A 15,338-nucleotide genomic window follows, 5' to 3' on the forward strand; every position below is an offset into this window, starting at 1 on the left:
AGACTAAAGGCAGCGGCCCGGCCCGGTGGGTCAGCTCGGCAAACCCTCCGGGCGGCCCTGGGCGGCCGTACGGGTCCCGGTCAGCTCCGCCCACACGACCAGCCGGTGGCTGTGGCCCCATTCCGGATCGCAGGTCGTCAGCGTCAGGTACCGCCCGGGGCCCGTGAACGGCGACCTGCGCGGCACCGGGTCGACCACCCCGATGTCGGTGGGCAGCGTGCGCAGCGGCTCGCTGCGGACCGTGTACGTGTACCAGGCCGTCGCGTCCTTGAGGATCACGGCGTCGCCGGGCCGCAGCTCGGGGAAGTCCTTGAAGGGGTCGCCGTAGGTCCGCCGGTGGCCCGCCACGGAGAAGTTCCCGGTGCCGCCGAGGCGGGCCGTGCCCGCGTAGTGGCCGAGGCCCTTCTTCAGCAGTTCCGTCCCGGTGCCCTCGAGGACCGGCTTGTTCCAGTCCGGGCCGAAGCGCGGGATGTACATCTCGGCGAAGGGCTGGCCGGGGGCGTAACCGGGCTGGTCCTGCGCCGGCTGCGAGGGTGCGGGCTGCGGGGCGGCCGGACTCGCGGCAGGGCTTGCAAGAGGGCTCGCAGCCGGGGCGGCCGCGGGCGCGGCGGCCGAGGCCCAGCGGTCGCGCATCCGGGCCATCTCCCCGTCCATGGCCCGGTCGGCCTTGACCCCGGTCCACAGCAGGACGTACGAGACGAAGAGCACGATCAGCGTGCCCGCCGTCAGGCACACCTCGCTGAAGGTCCGCACCACCAGGCGCAGTACGACGTCACGGCGTACTGGTCGCGGAAGAGGCATCCAGCGGCTTCGCATAGTGGAGGTCCACTGTGCCGGAGTACCCGGGAAGTGTCAGCTCCTTGTGCTCGTCCACTTTCCAGCCGAGCCCGTACGCCGTCACGTACAGCTGGTAGTTCTGCAGGGCCTGGGAGGACGCGAGCGCCTTGCGCAGCGCGGCCGGGTCGCCGACCGCCGTCACCTTGTACGGGGGCGAGTAGACCCGGCCCTGGAGGATCAGCGTGTTGCCCACGCAGCGCACCGCGCTGGTGGAGATCAGCCGCTGGTCCATGACCTGGATGCCCTGGGCGCCGCCCTGCCACAGGGCGTTCACCACGGCCTGGAGGTCCTGCTGGTGGATCACCAGGTCGTTGGGCTGGGGCTCGGGCACGTTGGGGATGCGGGCCGTGGCGTTCGGCGGGGCGTCGTTCAGGGTGACCGTGAGGCCCTTGCCGGACAGCGGCTCGGTGCCGGAGGCGACGCGCAGGGCGGCCAGTTTGGCGTCCTCGGCCTTGGTGCTGCCGTCGTCACGATCGGCGAGGGCGTCCACCCGGCTGCGGACGGCCGCGGTGCTCTGCTCGAGCAGCGCATTGTTCTGGCTGCGCTCGTGGATGAGGTCCGAGAGCTTCAGGAGCGATGCGTCCGTCCGGATGTTCGTACCCTTGGACGTGTTGAAACTGGTGACGAAGATGAGGCCGGCCAGGGCGAAAACGGCGGCCGTCAGCAGCCGGACCGGTCTGGCCCGGCGACGGGGACCCGCGGAGGAGTCGTCGGAATTGCTCAACGTACCCTTCTCCTTCAACGCCACAGGTCCACTACGCTAACGGACGCCCGGGGCAGGCAAGGTCCCCAGCGCATCGACAGGAGAGCCCCTCGTGCCGAAGTCACGTATCCGCAAGAAGGACGACTACACGCCGCCGCCGGCGAAGCAGGCGCAGACCATCAGGCTGACCAACCGCAGCTGGGTCGCCCCGGTCATGCTGGCGTTCTTCCTGATCGGTCTCGCGTGGATCGTCGTCTTCTACGTGACCGAGACCCAGCTGCCGGTCGAGGCACTGGGCAACTGGAACATCGTGGTCGGTTTCGGCTTCATCGCGGCGGGGTTCGGCGTCTCCACCCAGTGGAAGTAGCCGGCCCCGGTCCGAGCGCCGGCAAGCACAGGCGCACCGGCTCCGACAAGCTCTCCCCATGAGTTATCCACAGTGTCATCCACACCTGAGGAAAAGACAGAAGATCTGTGGATAACCCTGTGGAGTGTTGACGCCGGTGTGATCAGGTGAGTTCGGCCGTACGGATCAGGACCACCGCCGCTGCCAGCAGGAATGCCGCCGCGCAGGTCCCCCACTGGACGAACGTGCGCGTCCTGCCGGCGGCCGGTCCCACCATGCCCAGACCGACCAGCAGCCCGGTCACCAGGCCGCCGATGTGGGCCTGCCAGGACACGGACAGGCTGCCTCCGAACGGCACGAAGGTCAGCACCAGCATGAGCACGACCATGGTGATCACCGGCCGCATCTCGTAGCGCAGCCGGCGCACCAGGACGACGGTCGCGCCGAGCAGGCCGAAGATGGCGCCGGAGGCGCCGAGGGTCGGTGTGTTCGGGGCGGTCAGCAGATAGACGAGGGCACTTCCGCCGAGGCCCGACAGCACGAACACGGCGAGGTAGCGGACCCGGCCCAGAGCCGCTTCGAGCGGCCCGCCGATCACCCAAAGGGCCAGCATGTTGCCCCCGATGTGCCACCACTCCACATGCAGGAACACCGAGCTCAGCAGCCGGTAGAACTGGCCGGTGGAAACCCCTTCCACGGGGCCGCCGAAGTACTCGACGTACCGCCCGAGCAGCTCCAGCCGGACGACGAGCGCCGGCGCGAGCTGCCCCACCAGGAACAGGGCGAGGTTGATCCCGATGAGGACCTTGGTGACGAGGTGGGGATCGGCTGCCACCACCCCGCCCGCCACGGTGCGCGGCGCATTCGCCGCCGGGCCGTGGCCGGTGCCCGAGCCGTCACGGACGCAGTCGGGGCACTGGAAGCCGACCGAGGCGCTGATCATGCACTCGGGGCAGATCGGCCGCTCGCAGCGCGTGCAGCGGATCCCCGTGTCGCGGTCCGGGTGGCGGTAGCAGCCCGGCAGACGGTCGGTGTCCATCGGTCCCCTCGATCAGCGGCGGGGCAGGGGGTGCACCCCGCCGGTCCGGTACACATCCAGGACGGACGGGCGGGGCGGAAAGGTTCCCGGGGCGACGGCGGGCTCAGCGCTTCTCGACGACGACGGACTGGATGATCACGTCGTCGAGGGGCCGCTCGGTGCGCGGGTTCGTCCGCAGGCCTGCGATGTCGTCCACGATCTTCTGGCTGGCCTTGTCGGTGACCTCGCCGAAGATGGTGTGCTTGCGGGTCAGCCAGGCGGTGGGCGCGACGGTGATGAAGAACTGGGACCCGTTGGTGCCCGGGCCGGCGTTGGCCATGGCGAGCAGGTACGGCTTGGTGAAGGCCAGGTCGGGGTGGAACTCGTCGGCGAACTGGTAGCCGGGGCCGCCGGTGCCGTTGCCGAGCGGGTCGCCGCCCTGGATCATGAAGCCGCTGATGACGCGGTGGAAGACGGTGCCGTCGTACAGCGGATCGGTGGTCTTCTGGCCGTCGGTGGGACGGGTCCATTCGCGGGCGCCCGTTGCCAGCTCCACGAAGTTCTTGACCGTCTTCGGGGCGAAGTTCGCCAGCAGCTCGATCTCGATGTCGCCGTGGTTGGTCTTCAGGGTGGCGTAGAGCTTCTCGGCCACGGATCTGCCTTCCATAGTCATCACTGTCGGTTGCAGATCCTCCCACGGAGGGCTGCACGGCACAGAAATCCTCCACCCGTATGCCCTGTCACGCATGCCGCCCGGCGGTATGGCAGGCATGATCCGACAAAGGGTGGAAAGGTGAACTGTGTCCGCCACCGAGGAGGAGGATCCCGTGACCCGCAAGGACAGCGTGCACCTGGCCGCCGAAAGCGCCAGGGACACGGTCAAGCACGCCGCCGAAGCGGTGGCGCCGTACGCAGCGACCGCCAGGGAAGCCGCGGTGCACTATGCGACCGAGGCGAACGAGCGGCTGGCGCCGAAGGTGTCGTACGCGACCGCCGAGGCGGCGCGGCAGGCCCGGACGGCGTACGACTGCCATCTCCACCCGCGGATGAAGGCGGCGCGGGCGCACGTGCCGCCCAACGTCGACCGGGCGGCGACGATGGCGGTCCACCACACGCGCCGGGCGGCGCGCCAGGCGGCCGACTACACCCAGCCGCGGCTCGAGAGCGCGCTGGCGGCGGCCCAGCCGGTGGCCGAGGAAGCCGCGTCGCGGTCGACGGCGGCCCTGGCGGCGCTGCGCGGCCAGGTGTCGGCCAAGGAAGTGCAGAAGCTGGTCAGGCGCAACGAGCGGCGGGCCTGCACCGGCCGGGCGGTCAAGTGGGTGGCGGTGGTCGGCGTCGTGGCGGTCGGCGCGTACATGGCGTGGCGCTGGTGGGACCAGCAGTCGAACCCGGACTGGCTCGTCGAGCCGCCCGCGGCCACGGAGCTGCGGGACCAGGCCAGCTTCGACGACGAGCTGGCGGCGAAGGAGCGCGAAAACGGGTCGGGCCCGGCGGACGAGAACCCGATGTAGCGGGCGGGCAGCCGACCCGACGCGGACGGCAGGCGGGAGGGCCCGGATCCGGTGGATCCGGGCCCTCCCGCCGTTCCCGCCCTCGCGCCCGGCTAGCGGGGGAGGGTGAGCACCTGCCCCGGGCGGAGCAGTTCGGGGTTGGAGCCGATGACGCCCCTGTTCATGGCGTAGAGCTCGCGCCAGCGCGCTTCGTTGCCCAGCTCCCGGCGGGCGATCGAGGAGAGCGAGTCGCCGGCCCGCACGGTGTACACGAGCTGCGCGCCGGTCGGCGCCGGCCCCGGGGCCGGCGCCGCCGGAACCGCCTTGTGCGCGGCGGACGCCGGGGTCGGCGTGTAGGGCGAGTGGGGCGCCGTGGTGGGCTTCGGCGGAGCCGGTGCGGCCTTCGGCGGAGCCGCGGCGGCCATCCGCTCGGCGGCGGCCTTGGTGGCCGAGACGGCGTCGCTGTACTTCGACGCGTAGTCGGCGGACGAGGCCGCCGCTGCCTTCTCGGCGGCCTCGTGTTTCTTCTTGTCGGACTTCAGGAAGTCGAAGAGTCCCATGTCTGTACGCCTCCGGCGGTGGTGTCGCCCCCTGGCTCGGTGCCTTCCCCCACTGTCGGACAGGAGCGGCCGCCCGGCCCTGTGACGGCGCCAACCGGGGGACCCCGGACCCGCTCGCCGGGCGGCCCGGGCTGCCGCCGGGCTGTTACTGTCCCCGGATGCCCGAGCTCATCCTCCCCTCCCCCCGGCTGCACGCCTCCTGGCTCGCCGCCCGCGGGGAATGGGGTCCCGACGCCCACATGGACGGTGCCGGTCTCGGCTCCGACGACGACGTCGACAGCGCCGAGGGCTTCGCCGCCTGGACCGAGCGGCTGCACCGGTACGGGGACCGCACCCTCCCGGTCGAGCAGGGCCGCGTCCACGCCACGTACTGGTGGATCGCCGAGGACGACACCTATCTGGGCGCCATCGACCTGCGCCACTACCTGAACGGGTTCCTCCTCGACGCCGGCGGCCACATCGGCTACGGCGTGCGGCCCTCCGCCCGCGGCCGCGGCCTGGCCGGCTGGGCCCTGCGCGAGGTCCTGCACGAGGCCCGGATCATGGGCATGGACCGGGTCCTGCTGACGTGCGACCCGGACAACGCGGGATCCGTGCGCACGATCGAACGCGGCGGCGGCGTCCTCGAGGACGTCCGCGAGACGCTCATAGGCCCCAAGCGCCGCTACTGGATCGACCTCTAGCGGCGGCCGCACGCAGTCCCCGCCCCGTGCACGAAGAGGCCCCCTGACCGGCGTTTCCGCTGGCCAGGGGGCCTCTGATGCTGTGGAGCTTAGGAGATTCGAACTCCTGACATCTGCCTTGCAAAGGCAGCGCTCTACCAACTGAGCTAAAGCCCCGAAACGGTGGACGCGACCGTCTCCCGCGAAGAAGTGGCCGTTCCGCAGAACAGAGTACCGGGTGTACCCCCGCATCTCGCAAAATGATAGGGACTCCCGCCGTGCGACCACTCTCCGTAAGATGCTCGCGAGGTTCGCACCAGCGAAGTAGGGGAGTAGTAAGAGTGGACGCTGTACAGCAAGAGGCCACGGCCAGAGCCCGGGAACTGCAGCGCAGTTGGTACGGGGAGCCGCTCGGTGCCCTCTTCCGCCGGCTCATAGATGACCTCGGCCTGAACCAGGCCCGCCTCGCTGCCGTCCTCGGACTGTCCGCGCCCATGCTCTCCCAGCTGATGAGCGGCCAGCGGGCCAAGATCGGGAACCCGGCCGTGGTCCAGCGCGTCCAGGCGCTCCAGGACCTCGCCGGCCAGGTGGCGGACGGAAGCGTCAGCGCGGCCGAGGCCACCGACCGGATGGACGAGATCAAGAAGACCCAGGGGGGCTCCGTCCTCAGCAACAGCGGCCAGACCACGACCAGTTCCGGCGCGCCCACCGTCAAGCGCGTCGTCCGGGAGATCCAGTCGCTGCTGCGCTCCGTCTCCGCGGCCGGCGACATCATCGACGCCGCCGACTCCCTCGTCCCCAGCCATCCGGAACTGGCAGAGTTCCTCCGGGTCTACGGCGCGGGCCGCACCGCCGACGCGGTCGCCCACTACGAGTCGCACCAGAACTGACACGACGGACGGGTACGGGGGACGGGCGCAGCGATGGGTGAGATCTTCGCCGGCCGGTACGAGCTGATCGACCCGATCGGCCGTGGCGGCGTGGGCGCCGTATGGCGGGCCTGGGACCACCGGCGCCGCCGGTACGTCGCCGCCAAGGTCCTCCAGCAGAGCGACGCCCACACCCTGCTGCGCTTCGTACGCGAGCAGGCGCTGCGCATCGACCATCCGCACGTGCTGGCCCCGGCCAGCTGGGCGGCGGACGACGACAAGGTCCTGTTCACGATGGACCTCGTCGCCGGGGGTTCCCTCGGCCACGTGATCGGGGACTACGGACCGCTGCCGCCCCGCTTCGTGTGCACGCTGCTCGACCAGCTCCTGTCGGGGCTGGCCGCGGTGCACGCGGAGGGTGTCGTCCACCGCGACATCAAACCGGCGAACATCCTGATGGAGGCCACGGGCACCGGACGGCCGCACCTGCGGCTTTCCGATTTCGGCATCTCGATGCGCAAGGGCGAGCCCCGGCTCACCGAGACCAACTACGTGGTGGGCACGCCCGGTTATTTCGCCCCCGAGCAACTGCTCGGATCCGAACCCGACTTCCCCGCGGACCTCTTCGCCGTCGGGCTGGTCGCCCTGTACCTCCTCCAGGGCCGCAAGCCCGATTCCCAGGCCCTGGTGGAACACTTCCTCGCCCACGGCACCCCCGGCGCCCCCGAGGGCGTCCCCGCGCCGCTCTGGGACGTCGTCGCGAACCTCCTGCAGCCGGACCCCCAGAGCCGGTTCCGGACCGCCACGGGGGTCCGCAAGGCCCTTGCCGGGGCCGTGGAGCTGCTCCCGCCGCCCGCGCCGGACGAGGACCCGGTGGAGGTGTTCGACCAACTCGGCCCGCTCCCCGCCGGTTTCGGCCCCCAGGGGCCCCAGAGCACGGCTGCGGTGACCCCCGAGGCGCCCACGGCCGCCGCTGTGCCGGTGCAGCCGTCCGGTACCCCGCCGGCGACGACGACCGCGGCGGTGGCCGCCGAGCCCGCCCGTACCGATCCCCGCGGCACGGTCGCGACGGCCCAGGCCTCCCCGTACGCGGCCTCGCCCGCCTCCCCGTACGCGGCCTCGCCCGCCTCCCCGTACGCGGCCTCGCCCGCCTCCCCGTACGCGGCCCCCGCCGACGGGACCGGCAGCTTCCACCTGGCTCCGCCGGCGCCGCCGGCCGTCCCGCAGTCGGCCGCCCCTGCCGCGCCTCCCGCACGGGCCGGCGGCATCGCCCCGCCCCCACCGAAGGCCACCGTCGGGATCCTGGTCGCCGCGCTGCTCTGCTTCGCCGTGGGCATCTGGGCACTGACCGGGGTCTGAAGCCCCCGGCGGGCTATGCGCTCCGGCCCCGCCGGGCCAGCAGGATCCATCCGCCGAGCACCAGCAGCAGCGCCGTCCCGGTGCCGAAGCCCGCGCCGGCCACCACCCGCATCACCGAGCGGTCGCCGGCCGCGGCCGAGGCCTCGGGGGCGGTGAGCCCGTCCTTGGCCGCGGCCCGTTCGTCGGCGCCCACCCCGAACCCGGCGGCGGTCAGGCTCTCCTTGTACGCGGGCCCCTTGGCCGGGCTGCCGATGACGTCCATCCGCAGGGTCAGCGGCACGGGGCTCGCGTCCTCGGTGAACTCGGCGACCTTCCCGCCCAGGGTCACGGCGATGTAGTACCAGCCGGCCACCCGGGCCCCGGCCACCTCGTCGGTGCCCGAGAAGCGGTTCTCGTACGCCACCGGGGCCGTCTTCGGCAGGGTGACGCCCGCCTGCTTGCCGCTGTAGGAGATGTCCTTGTCCGCGACCAGGCTCCGGTACGGGCTGTAGAGCGCGACGGTGAGCCCGTTGGAGGCCGACCCGTACGACTTGGTCATCCTGGCGTCGGCGAGCTCGGCGCTGAGCCCCAACTGCTGCCCCCAGTCCAGCGGTACCCGGTAGAAGCGGGTCTGTCCGGGCCGCAGGTCGTCGCGCCAGACCCCGCTGTCCAGGGCGCGGGCGTCGTTGAAGCCGGTGCCGCCGCTCCGCGCCACCGGCTCGCTGCCGGGCAGCGTCGGCGAGGCCGAGGGCCAGACGCTGGGCGCGGTGGTGGGGGCGCTGCCCGTGGCGAGGCCGGGCTCGCGCCGGAGCAGGAGTTCCACCGGCCACGCGCTCTGGTCGGAGTCCTTGGCCGCGGTGCGGGTGATCTTGGCAAAGTAGACCCCGGCGCCCTGGCATTCGGCGTCCTCCTCGAGCCGCCGTACGGCGACCGCGCCGAGCGGGACGGGGTCGTAGCCGAAGCCGGCCTTGCCGGGGTTGCCCGGGCAGCGCGCGCCCTCCTTGGTCATGAGGGCGACCTCGAGGCCGTCGCCGTATCCGACCTTGGCCCCGCGCGGGGGCTGGAGCACCGCGGAGAAGTACACGCTGGAGGCGTCGTCGAGGTTGAGCCGGTAGACGCGCTCGCCCGGGGCCACGGTGTCCGTGTAGGCCTGCCCGGCCGCCACGAGCGGGGCGTCCGCGCTGCTGGCCTTGCCCTCGATCTTCTTGGCGCCCGGGGCGCCCTGGTACGCCGGCAGCGGCTGCGGGGGCGCCGTGGCGGCCTGCACCGCCCCCGGCAGGCCCACGGACAGCCCCAGGGCCGCCGCCCCCACCAGCACCGTCTTCCCTACCCCAGCCATCACGCCCACCCCGGTTTTGCTAGCGCAAGCCAAATCTTTGCATAACGCAACTTTTCGTCACAGAACAGCACAAAGCCCCGGCCGCAGCGGCAGCCGGGGCTTCATGAGATCAGCTTTCGGTCTCACACACCGGAACCGGAAGGCACGGAGTCGGTTGCCTCCGTCCACAGGTCCTGCTCGGCGCGGTCCGCCTGGATCTGGCGGTACACGAGGAGCCCGCCGATGGCGGCCAGTGCGACCAGGAGCAGCTTCTTCACCGCGCGACCTCGTCTTTCGTTGACGTTGGGGACTTCTGACGGCCAACAATACACACGCACCGATACCGTTCGGTGACCTGGGAAGGCCTCAACCGGTCCTACGACGAAGACCCCCAGGCCATGGGCCTGGGGGTCTTCGACACTGTGGGGCTAACAGGATTTGAACCTGTGGCCTCATCCTTATCAGGGATGCGCTCTAACCAACTGAGCTATAGCCCCATCCGCGCTGCGCGCTGACTCCTGAAGATTAGCGCACAGACACGGTCACGCCAAAATCCGTTCCGCGGGGCAGTCCCCGCAGGTCATCCGGCGGTCATTCGTCCTCGGCGAGCGTGAGCTCCACACCGCCGACGAAGCCCGCCGACAGGTTGTAGATGAACGCGCCCAGCGTCGCCAGCGCCGTCGCCAGCACCACGTCGATCACCGCGATGACCGACGTGAAGATCAGAACGCGCGGCAGCGACAGGAACGACTGGAGGTCGAAGCCGTTGCTCTCGTTCGATCCGGTCGCCTCGCTGATGGTGCCGCCGACGGTCGAGAAGACGCCCATGGCGTCCATGACCATCCACAGCACCACCGACGCCACGATCGTGCAGACTCCCAGCGCGATCGACAGCAGGAAGCTGACCTTCATGACCGACCACGGGTCGGCCTTGGCCACCCTCAGCCGCGCCTTGCGCGTCCTGGGCGTCGTACGGGCCCCCGTACGCGGCTTGCGCTGCGCACCGGCGTCCCCGGCGCCCCGCGGCGCGCCCGGGCCCGGGGGCGCCGCGTAGGCCTGCGGCGGGTGGTACGGCTGCTCCGGCTGCTGGCCGGCCGCGGCCTTCTCCTGCTCCGGCTTGCGGGTGTCCGTCACGGTTCTCCCCCTGCCCTCGGCGGCCGCGCCCCCACCGGGGGAGTCCGCGGCGGGGCCACGGGCACCGTCGTCCCCAGTCTTGGCCGGTCCGGCGCCCGTGGCTCCACTCACGACTTACTCCTCGTGCTCCCCGGCCGAGGGCTGCGTGCCCTCGGCGGCCTCGGCGGCCGGTCCTTCGGCCGCCTCGGTCTCCTCGACCTCGTCAGCATCCTGACCGGCCTCGGCGTTACGAGCGATACCGACCACGGCATCGCGCTTGCCCAGGTTGATCAGCTGGACGCCCATGGTGTCACGGCCGGTCTCCCTGACTTCGTTGACTCGCGTACGAATCACACCACCGCTGAGCGTGATGGCGAGAATCTCGTCCGATTCGTCCACCACCAGCGCCCCGACGAGCGACCCGCGGTCCTCCACGATCTTCGCGGCCTTGATACCCAGACCACCACGACCCTGGACGCGGTACTCGTCGACCGGCGTCCGCTTGGCGTAGCCGCCGTCGGTCGCGGTGAAGACGAACGTACCCGGCCGGACAACGCTCATGGAGAGCAGTTCGTCACCCTCGCGGAAACTCATGCCCTTCACGCCCGACGTCGCACGGCCCATCGGGCGCAGCGCGTCGTCCGTCGCCGTGAAGCGGATCGACTGCGCCTTCTTGCTGATCAGCAGCAGGTCGTCCTCGGCCGACACCAGCTCGGCGCCGATCAGCTCGTCGTCGCTGCCGTCCTCGGTCTCCCGGAGGTTGATGGCGATGACACCACCCGAGCGCGGAGAGTCGTAGTCCTTGAGCGCCGTCTTCTTCACCAGGCCGCCCTTGGTGGCCAGGATCAGGTACGGGGCGGCCTCGTAGTCGCGGATCGCGAGGATCTGGGCGATCTTCTCGTCCGGCTGGAAGGCCAGCAGGTTCGCCACGTGCTGCCCGCGGGCGTCGCGGCCGGCGTCCGGCAGCTCGTACGCCTTGGAGCGGTAGACCCGGCCCTTGTTCGTGAAGAACAGCAGCCAGTGGTGCGTGGTGGAGACGAAGAAGTGGTCGACCAGGTCGTCCTGCTTCAGCTTCGTGCCGCGCACGCCCTTGCCGCCGCGCTTCTGCGAGCGGTAGTCCTCGGTCTTGGTGCGCTTGACGTAGCCGCCGTGCGTGATCGTGACGACGATGTCCTCTTCGGCGATCAGGTCCTCGATGGACATGTCCCCGTCGAAGGGCACCAGCTTGGAGCGCCGGTCGTCGCCGTACTTCTCGACGATCGCCCCCAGCTCCTCGCTGACGATCGAGCGCTGCTTCTCCGGCGAGGCCAGGATCGCGTTGTACTCGTTGATCTTCGCCTGGAGCTCGTCGTGCTCGGCGACGATCTTCTGCCGCTCCAGGGCCGCCAGGCGCCGCAGCTGCATCTCGAGGATCGCGTTGGCCTGGATCTCGTCGATCTCCAGCAGGCCCATCAGGCCCTCGCGCGCGATCTCGACGGTGTTGCTGCGCCGGATGAGGGCGATGACCTCGTCGATCGCGTCCAGCGCCTTGAGGAGGCCGCGCAGGATGTGCGCCCGCTCCTCCGCCTTGCGCAGACGGAACTTCGTCCGCCGGACGATGACCTCGATCTGGTGCGTGACCCAGTGGCGGATGAACGCGTCGATCGACAGCGTGCGCGGCACGCCGTCCACCAGCGCCAGCATGTTCGCGCCGAAGTTCGTCTGGAGGTCGGTGTGCTTGTACAGGTTGTTCAGCACGACCTTCGCGACCGCGTCGCGCTTGAGCACGATCACCAGGCGCTGACCCGTCCGCGACGAGGTCTCGTCGCGCACGTCGGCGATGCCGCCGATCTTGCCGTCCTTGACCAGGTCGGCGATCTTCTGCGCCAGGTTGTCCGGGTTGGTCTGGTACGGAAGCTCCGTGACCACCAGGCACTGGCGGTTCTGGATCTCCTCGACCTCGACCACCGCGCGCATCGTGATCGAGCCGCGCCCGGTCCGGTACGCCTCCTCGATGCCCTTGCGGCCCACGACCAGGGCGCCCGACGGGAAGTCCGGGCCCTTGATCCGCTCCAGGAGCGCGTCGAGCAGCTCCTCGTGCGAGGCGTCCGGGTGCTCCAGCGCCCACTGGGCGCCGGCCGCGACCTCGCGCAGGTTGTGCGGCGGGATGTTGGTGGCCATACCGACCGCGATACCGGCGCTGCCGTTGACCAGCAGGTTCGGGAAGCGCGCCGGCAGGACCGTCGGCTCCTGGTTGCGGCCGTCGTAGTTGTCCGTGAAGTCGACGGTCTCCTCGTCGATGTCCCGGAGCATCTCCATGGCCAGCGGCATCAGCTTGCACTCGGTGTAGCGCATCGCGGCCGCCGGGTCGTTGCCCGGGGAGCCGAAGTTGCCGTTGCTGTCCACCAGCGGCATGCGCATCGACCACGGCTGGGCCAGGCGGACCAGGGCGTCGTAGATCGAGGAGTCACCGTGCGGGTGGTACGTACCCATGACGTCACCGACGACGCGGGCGCACTTGTAGAAGCCCTTCTCGGGCCGGTAGCCGCCGTCGTACATCGCGTACAGCACACGCCGGTGGACCGGCTTGAGGCCGTCCCGTACGTCGGGCAGCGCGCGGGACACGATGACGGACATCGCGTAGTCGAGGTAGGAGCGCTGCATCTCCGTCTCGAGCCCGACGGGCTCGATGCGCAGCACGGGCTGCTCCTCCGCGGGGTTCTCGGCGGTGGGGGTGGTTTCGTCGGCCATTGCTGGTCAGAAGTCCTTTCAGGCGGCGGTCAGCGGAGGCCGACTCAGATGTCGAGGAACCGAACGTCCTTGGCGTTGCGCTGGATGAAGGAGCGCCGTGCCTCGACGTCCTCGCCCATCAGCACCGAGAACAGGTCGTCGGCCTGGGCCGCGTCGTCCAGGGTGACCTGGCCGAGCACGCGGTGGTCGACGTCCATGGTGGTGACGCGCAGCTCCTCGGCGTTCATCTCGCCCAGACCCTTGAAGCGCTGGATCGAGTCTTCCTTGATCCGCTTGCCGTTCTGCTTGCCGAGCTCCACCAGCGCGTCGCGCTCGCGGTCCGAGTACGCGTACTCGAAGTCGTCCCGGCCCCACTTGATCTTGTACAGCGGCGGGCGCGACAGGTACACGTGACCGGCCTCGACCAGCGGCCGCATGAAGCGGAACAGGAAGGTCAGCAGCAGGGTGTTGATGTGCTGGCCGTCGACGTCGGCGTCCGCCATCAGGATGATCTTGTGATAGCGGAGCTTCTCGATGTCGAAGTCCTCGTGCACACCGGTACCGAACGCGCTGATCAGCGCCTGGACTTCGGTGTTCTGGAGGATCTTGTCGATACGGGCCTTCTCGACGTTCAGGATCTTGCCGCGGATCGGCAGGATGGCCTGGTACATCGGGTTGCGGCCGGACTTCGCGGAGCCGCCGGCCGAGTCACCCTCGACGATGAAGATCTCGCACTTGGTCGGGTCGTTCGACTGGCAGTCGGACAGCTTGCCCGGCAGCGAGGCGCTCTCCAGCAGACCCTTGCGGCGCGTCAGGTCACGGGCCTTGCGGGCCGCGACGCGCGCCGTGGCCGCCTGGATCGACTTGCGGACGATGTCCGCGGCCTCGACCGGGTTGCGGTCGAACCAGTCGTTGAGGTGCTCGTGGACGACCTTCTGCACGAAGGTCTTGGCCTCCGTGTTGCCCAGCTTGGTCTTCGTCTGGCCCTCGAACTGCGGCTCGCCCAGCTTGACCGAGATGATCGCCGTCAGACCCTCGCGGATGTCCTCGCCGGCGAGGTTGTCGTCCTTCTCGCGGAGCAGCTTCTTGTCGCGCGCGTAACGGTTCACCAGACCCGTCAGCGCCGCACGGAAGCCCTCCTCGTGCGTACCGCCCTCGTGGGTGTGGATCGTGTTCGCGAAGGAGTACACGCCCTCGGTGTACTGCGAGTTCCACTGCATCGCGATCTCGACCGAGAGCATGCGCTCCTTGTCCTCGGCCTCGACGTCGATGACGGTCGGGTGGATGAGCTCGCCCTTGCGCGAGTTCAGGTACTTCACGAAGTCGACGATGCCGCCCTCGTAGTAGTACTTGACCGTGCGCGCGCTGGGCTCTGCCGTGTCCGCGTCGGGGTCGTCCGCACCGACGGTGGCCTTCGCCGACTCGCGCTCGTCGGTCAGCGACAGGGTCAGGCCCTTGTTCAGGAAGGCCATCTCCTGGAAGCGCCGCGACAGCGTCTCGAAGGAGTATTCGGTCGTCTCGAAGATGTCGCCGTCGGCCCAGAACGTCACCGACGTACCGTGCTCGTCGGTCTCCTCGTTCTTGGCCAGCGGGGCCGTCGGCACGCCCAGCTTGTAGTCCTGGGTCCAGCGGTGGCCGTCCGTCTTGACCTCGACCGAGACCTTGGTCGACAGGGCGTTCACGACGGAGACGCCGACGCCGTGCAGACCGCCGGAGACGGCGTAGCCGCCACCGCCGAACTTGCCGCCCGCGTGCAGGACCGTCAGGACGACCTCGACGGCGGGCTTTCCTTCGGACGGCACGATGCCGACCGGGATGCCTCGACCGTTGTCGATGACCCGCACACCGCCGTCGGCGAGGATCGTGACGTCGATGGTGTCCGCATGCCCGGCCAGGGCCTCGTCGACCGAGTTGTCCACCACCTCGTACACGAGGTGGTGCAGCCCGCGCTCACCGGTCGAGCCGATGTACATGCCTGGCCGCTTGCGGACCGCGTCCAGGCCCTCGAGGACCTGGATCGCGCTGGCGTCGTACGAGGCGGTTACCTCGCCGTTCTCGCCGGCTGTGGACTGGTTGTCGTTGGGGTTGCCGGAATCGGCCACGAAGCGCCCTTTCTGGCACAGCACAGGCCGAACTCCGGGCCAGCAGGCATGCAAGCAGGAGCGGCTGCGTCGATCTGCGTTGTCAGCGTGTATCAGCTAGATCCCGCAAGCGGGCGGGATTCGCTTCAGTCTACCGGTACCACGGACATGAATGGGGGTTTGCCGGTACCTGAGTCCGCATGTGCCGCCCTGAACCTCCTCTCTCCGACTCCCCATATCCGGGAAGGGGCTCAAAGAGGCTCACACGGGCATCCAGCGCTTCGGCCTGTCAAC

15 protein-coding genes and 2 tRNA genes are annotated in these 15,338 nt (G+C 70.1%); 5 read left to right on the plus strand and 12 right to left on the minus strand.

All coding sequences use genetic code 11. The annotated features are described in order from the left end of the window. Window positions 1–30: 30 nt before the first annotated feature. Both AB5J51_RS20480 and AB5J51_RS20485 read right to left on the minus strand, forming a co-directional pair. On the minus strand, window positions 31–801 hold the full coding sequence (locus AB5J51_RS20480) for a class E sortase (protein ID WP_136226052.1): 771 nt from the start codon (window positions 799–801) through the stop codon (window positions 31–33). Beyond that, window positions 773–1,561, minus strand: a complete 789-nt coding sequence (locus AB5J51_RS20485) for a DUF881 domain-containing protein (protein ID WP_053787030.1) — start codon at window positions 1,559–1,561, stop codon at window positions 773–775. The genes AB5J51_RS20480 and AB5J51_RS20485 overlap by 29 nt, the downstream gene beginning before the upstream one ends. A gap of 91 nt (window positions 1,562–1,652) precedes the next feature. On the opposite strand from AB5J51_RS20485, the gene crgA reads away from it, so the two are divergent. Further along, entirely contained in the window at window positions 1,653–1,907 is a 255-nt protein-coding gene (gene crgA, locus AB5J51_RS20490) for a cell division protein CrgA (protein ID WP_030292680.1), read from the plus strand. A gap of 142 nt (window positions 1,908–2,049) precedes the next feature. Here crgA and AB5J51_RS20495 read toward each other — a convergent pair whose 3' ends face one another. Together AB5J51_RS20495 and AB5J51_RS20500 are read right to left on the minus strand one after the other, a co-directional pair. After that, entirely contained in the window at window positions 2,050–2,925 is an 876-nt protein-coding gene (locus AB5J51_RS20495; RefSeq protein WP_053787029.1) for a rhomboid family intramembrane serine protease, read from the minus strand. A gap of 103 nt (window positions 2,926–3,028) precedes the next feature. Continuing rightward, the gene (locus AB5J51_RS20500) at window positions 3,029–3,556 is read right to left on the minus strand and encodes a peptidylprolyl isomerase (protein ID WP_053787028.1); all 528 of its coding nucleotides are present in this window, start codon (window positions 3,554–3,556) and stop codon (window positions 3,029–3,031) included. Window positions 3,557–3,731: 175 nt separating this feature from the next. On the opposite strand from AB5J51_RS20500, the gene AB5J51_RS20505 reads away from it, so the two are divergent. Further along, complete coding sequence (locus AB5J51_RS20505; protein WP_078987394.1) at window positions 3,732–4,415, plus strand: DUF5324 family protein; 684 nt, start codon at window positions 3,732–3,734, stop codon at window positions 4,413–4,415. A 92-nt stretch (window positions 4,416–4,507) separates the two neighbouring features. Here the strand turns inward: AB5J51_RS20505 and AB5J51_RS20510 are convergent, their stop codons facing one another. After that, a complete protein-coding gene (locus AB5J51_RS20510; protein ID WP_136226055.1) occupies window positions 4,508–4,954 on the minus strand; it encodes a LysM peptidoglycan-binding domain-containing protein in 447 nt (148 codons plus the stop codon). 158 nt (window positions 4,955–5,112) lie between these two features. Here AB5J51_RS20510 and AB5J51_RS20515 point away from each other — a divergent pair, with 158 nt between their 5' ends. Next, window positions 5,113–5,637 (plus strand): GNAT family N-acetyltransferase, encoded by a 525-nt coding sequence (locus AB5J51_RS20515; RefSeq protein WP_053787025.1) that lies wholly within the window; start codon window positions 5,113–5,115, stop codon window positions 5,635–5,637. Between the two features lie 83 nt (window positions 5,638–5,720). Here AB5J51_RS20515 and AB5J51_RS20520 read toward each other — a convergent pair. Then, window positions 5,721–5,793, minus strand: a tRNA-Ala gene (locus AB5J51_RS20520). A gap of 164 nt (window positions 5,794–5,957) precedes the next feature. Between AB5J51_RS20520 and AB5J51_RS20525 the strand changes: the two genes are divergently transcribed. Further along, entirely contained in the window at window positions 5,958–6,506 is a 549-nt protein-coding gene (locus AB5J51_RS20525; protein ID WP_053787024.1) for a transcriptional regulator, read from the plus strand. A 33-nt stretch (window positions 6,507–6,539) separates the two neighbouring features. After that, on the plus strand, window positions 6,540–7,844 hold the full coding sequence (locus tag AB5J51_RS20530) for a serine/threonine-protein kinase (RefSeq protein WP_369778252.1): 1,305 nt from the start codon (window positions 6,540–6,542) through the stop codon (window positions 7,842–7,844). A gap of 13 nt (window positions 7,845–7,857) precedes the next feature. Here AB5J51_RS20530 and AB5J51_RS20535 read toward each other — a convergent pair whose 3' ends face one another. From AB5J51_RS20535 to gyrB, 6 genes are all read right to left on the minus strand, one after another. Then, window positions 7,858–9,162: a hypothetical protein gene (locus AB5J51_RS20535; protein WP_136226057.1), complete on the minus strand. Its 1,305-nt coding sequence runs from the start codon at window positions 9,160–9,162 to the stop codon at window positions 7,858–7,860. Between the two features lie 122 nt (window positions 9,163–9,284). Then, window positions 9,285–9,419 (minus strand): DLW-39 family protein, encoded by a 135-nt coding sequence (locus tag AB5J51_RS20540; protein ID WP_208809277.1) that lies wholly within the window; start codon window positions 9,417–9,419, stop codon window positions 9,285–9,287. Window positions 9,420–9,564: 145 nt separating this feature from the next. After that, a tRNA-Ile gene (locus AB5J51_RS20545) sits at window positions 9,565–9,638 on the minus strand. 94 nt (window positions 9,639–9,732) lie between these two features. After that, complete coding sequence (locus AB5J51_RS20550) at window positions 9,733–10,386, minus strand: DUF3566 domain-containing protein (protein ID WP_078987383.1); 654 nt, start codon at window positions 10,384–10,386, stop codon at window positions 9,733–9,735. 3 nt (window positions 10,387–10,389) lie between these two features. Continuing rightward, on the minus strand, window positions 10,390–12,984 hold the full coding sequence (gyrA, locus tag AB5J51_RS20555; RefSeq protein ID WP_053787021.1) for a DNA gyrase subunit A: 2,595 nt from the start codon (window positions 12,982–12,984) through the stop codon (window positions 10,390–10,392). 44 nt (window positions 12,985–13,028) lie between these two features. Continuing rightward, window positions 13,029–15,089 (minus strand): DNA topoisomerase (ATP-hydrolyzing) subunit B, encoded by a 2,061-nt coding sequence (gene gyrB, locus AB5J51_RS20560; RefSeq protein WP_133897489.1) that lies wholly within the window; start codon window positions 15,087–15,089, stop codon window positions 13,029–13,031. Window positions 15,090–15,338: the final 249 nt, after the last annotated feature.

This window comes from Streptomyces sp. R33, from assembly GCF_041200175.1.
GTDB lineage: Bacteria > Actinomycetota > Actinomycetes > Streptomycetales > Streptomycetaceae > Streptomyces > Streptomyces katrae_B.

What these genes read in the sequence shown, in the direction of transcription:
- AB5J51_RS20510 (WP_136226055.1), bottom strand. Translation starts at nt 4,954, where the DNA reads ATGGGACTCTTCGACTTCCTGAAGTCCGACAAGAAGAAACACGAGGCC.
- AB5J51_RS20515 (WP_053787025.1), top strand. Translation starts at nt 5,113, where the DNA reads ATGCCCGAGCTCATCCTCCCCTCCCCCCGGCTGCACGCCTCCTGGCTC.
- gyrA (WP_053787021.1), bottom strand. Translation starts at nt 12,984, where the DNA reads ATGGCCGACGAAACCACCCCCACCGCCGAGAACCCCGCGGAGGAGCAG.
- AB5J51_RS20535 (WP_136226057.1), bottom strand. Translation starts at nt 9,162, where the DNA reads ATGGCTGGGGTAGGGAAGACGGTGCTGGTGGGGGCGGCGGCCCTGGGG.
- AB5J51_RS20480 (WP_136226052.1), bottom strand. Translation starts at nt 801, where the DNA reads ATGCCTCTTCCGCGACCAGTACGCCGTGACGTCGTACTGCGCCTGGTG.
- AB5J51_RS20495 (WP_053787029.1), bottom strand. Translation starts at nt 2,925, where the DNA reads ATGGACACCGACCGTCTGCCGGGCTGCTACCGCCACCCGGACCGCGAC.
- AB5J51_RS20530 (WP_369778252.1), top strand. Translation starts at nt 6,540, where the DNA reads ATGGGTGAGATCTTCGCCGGCCGGTACGAGCTGATCGACCCGATCGGC.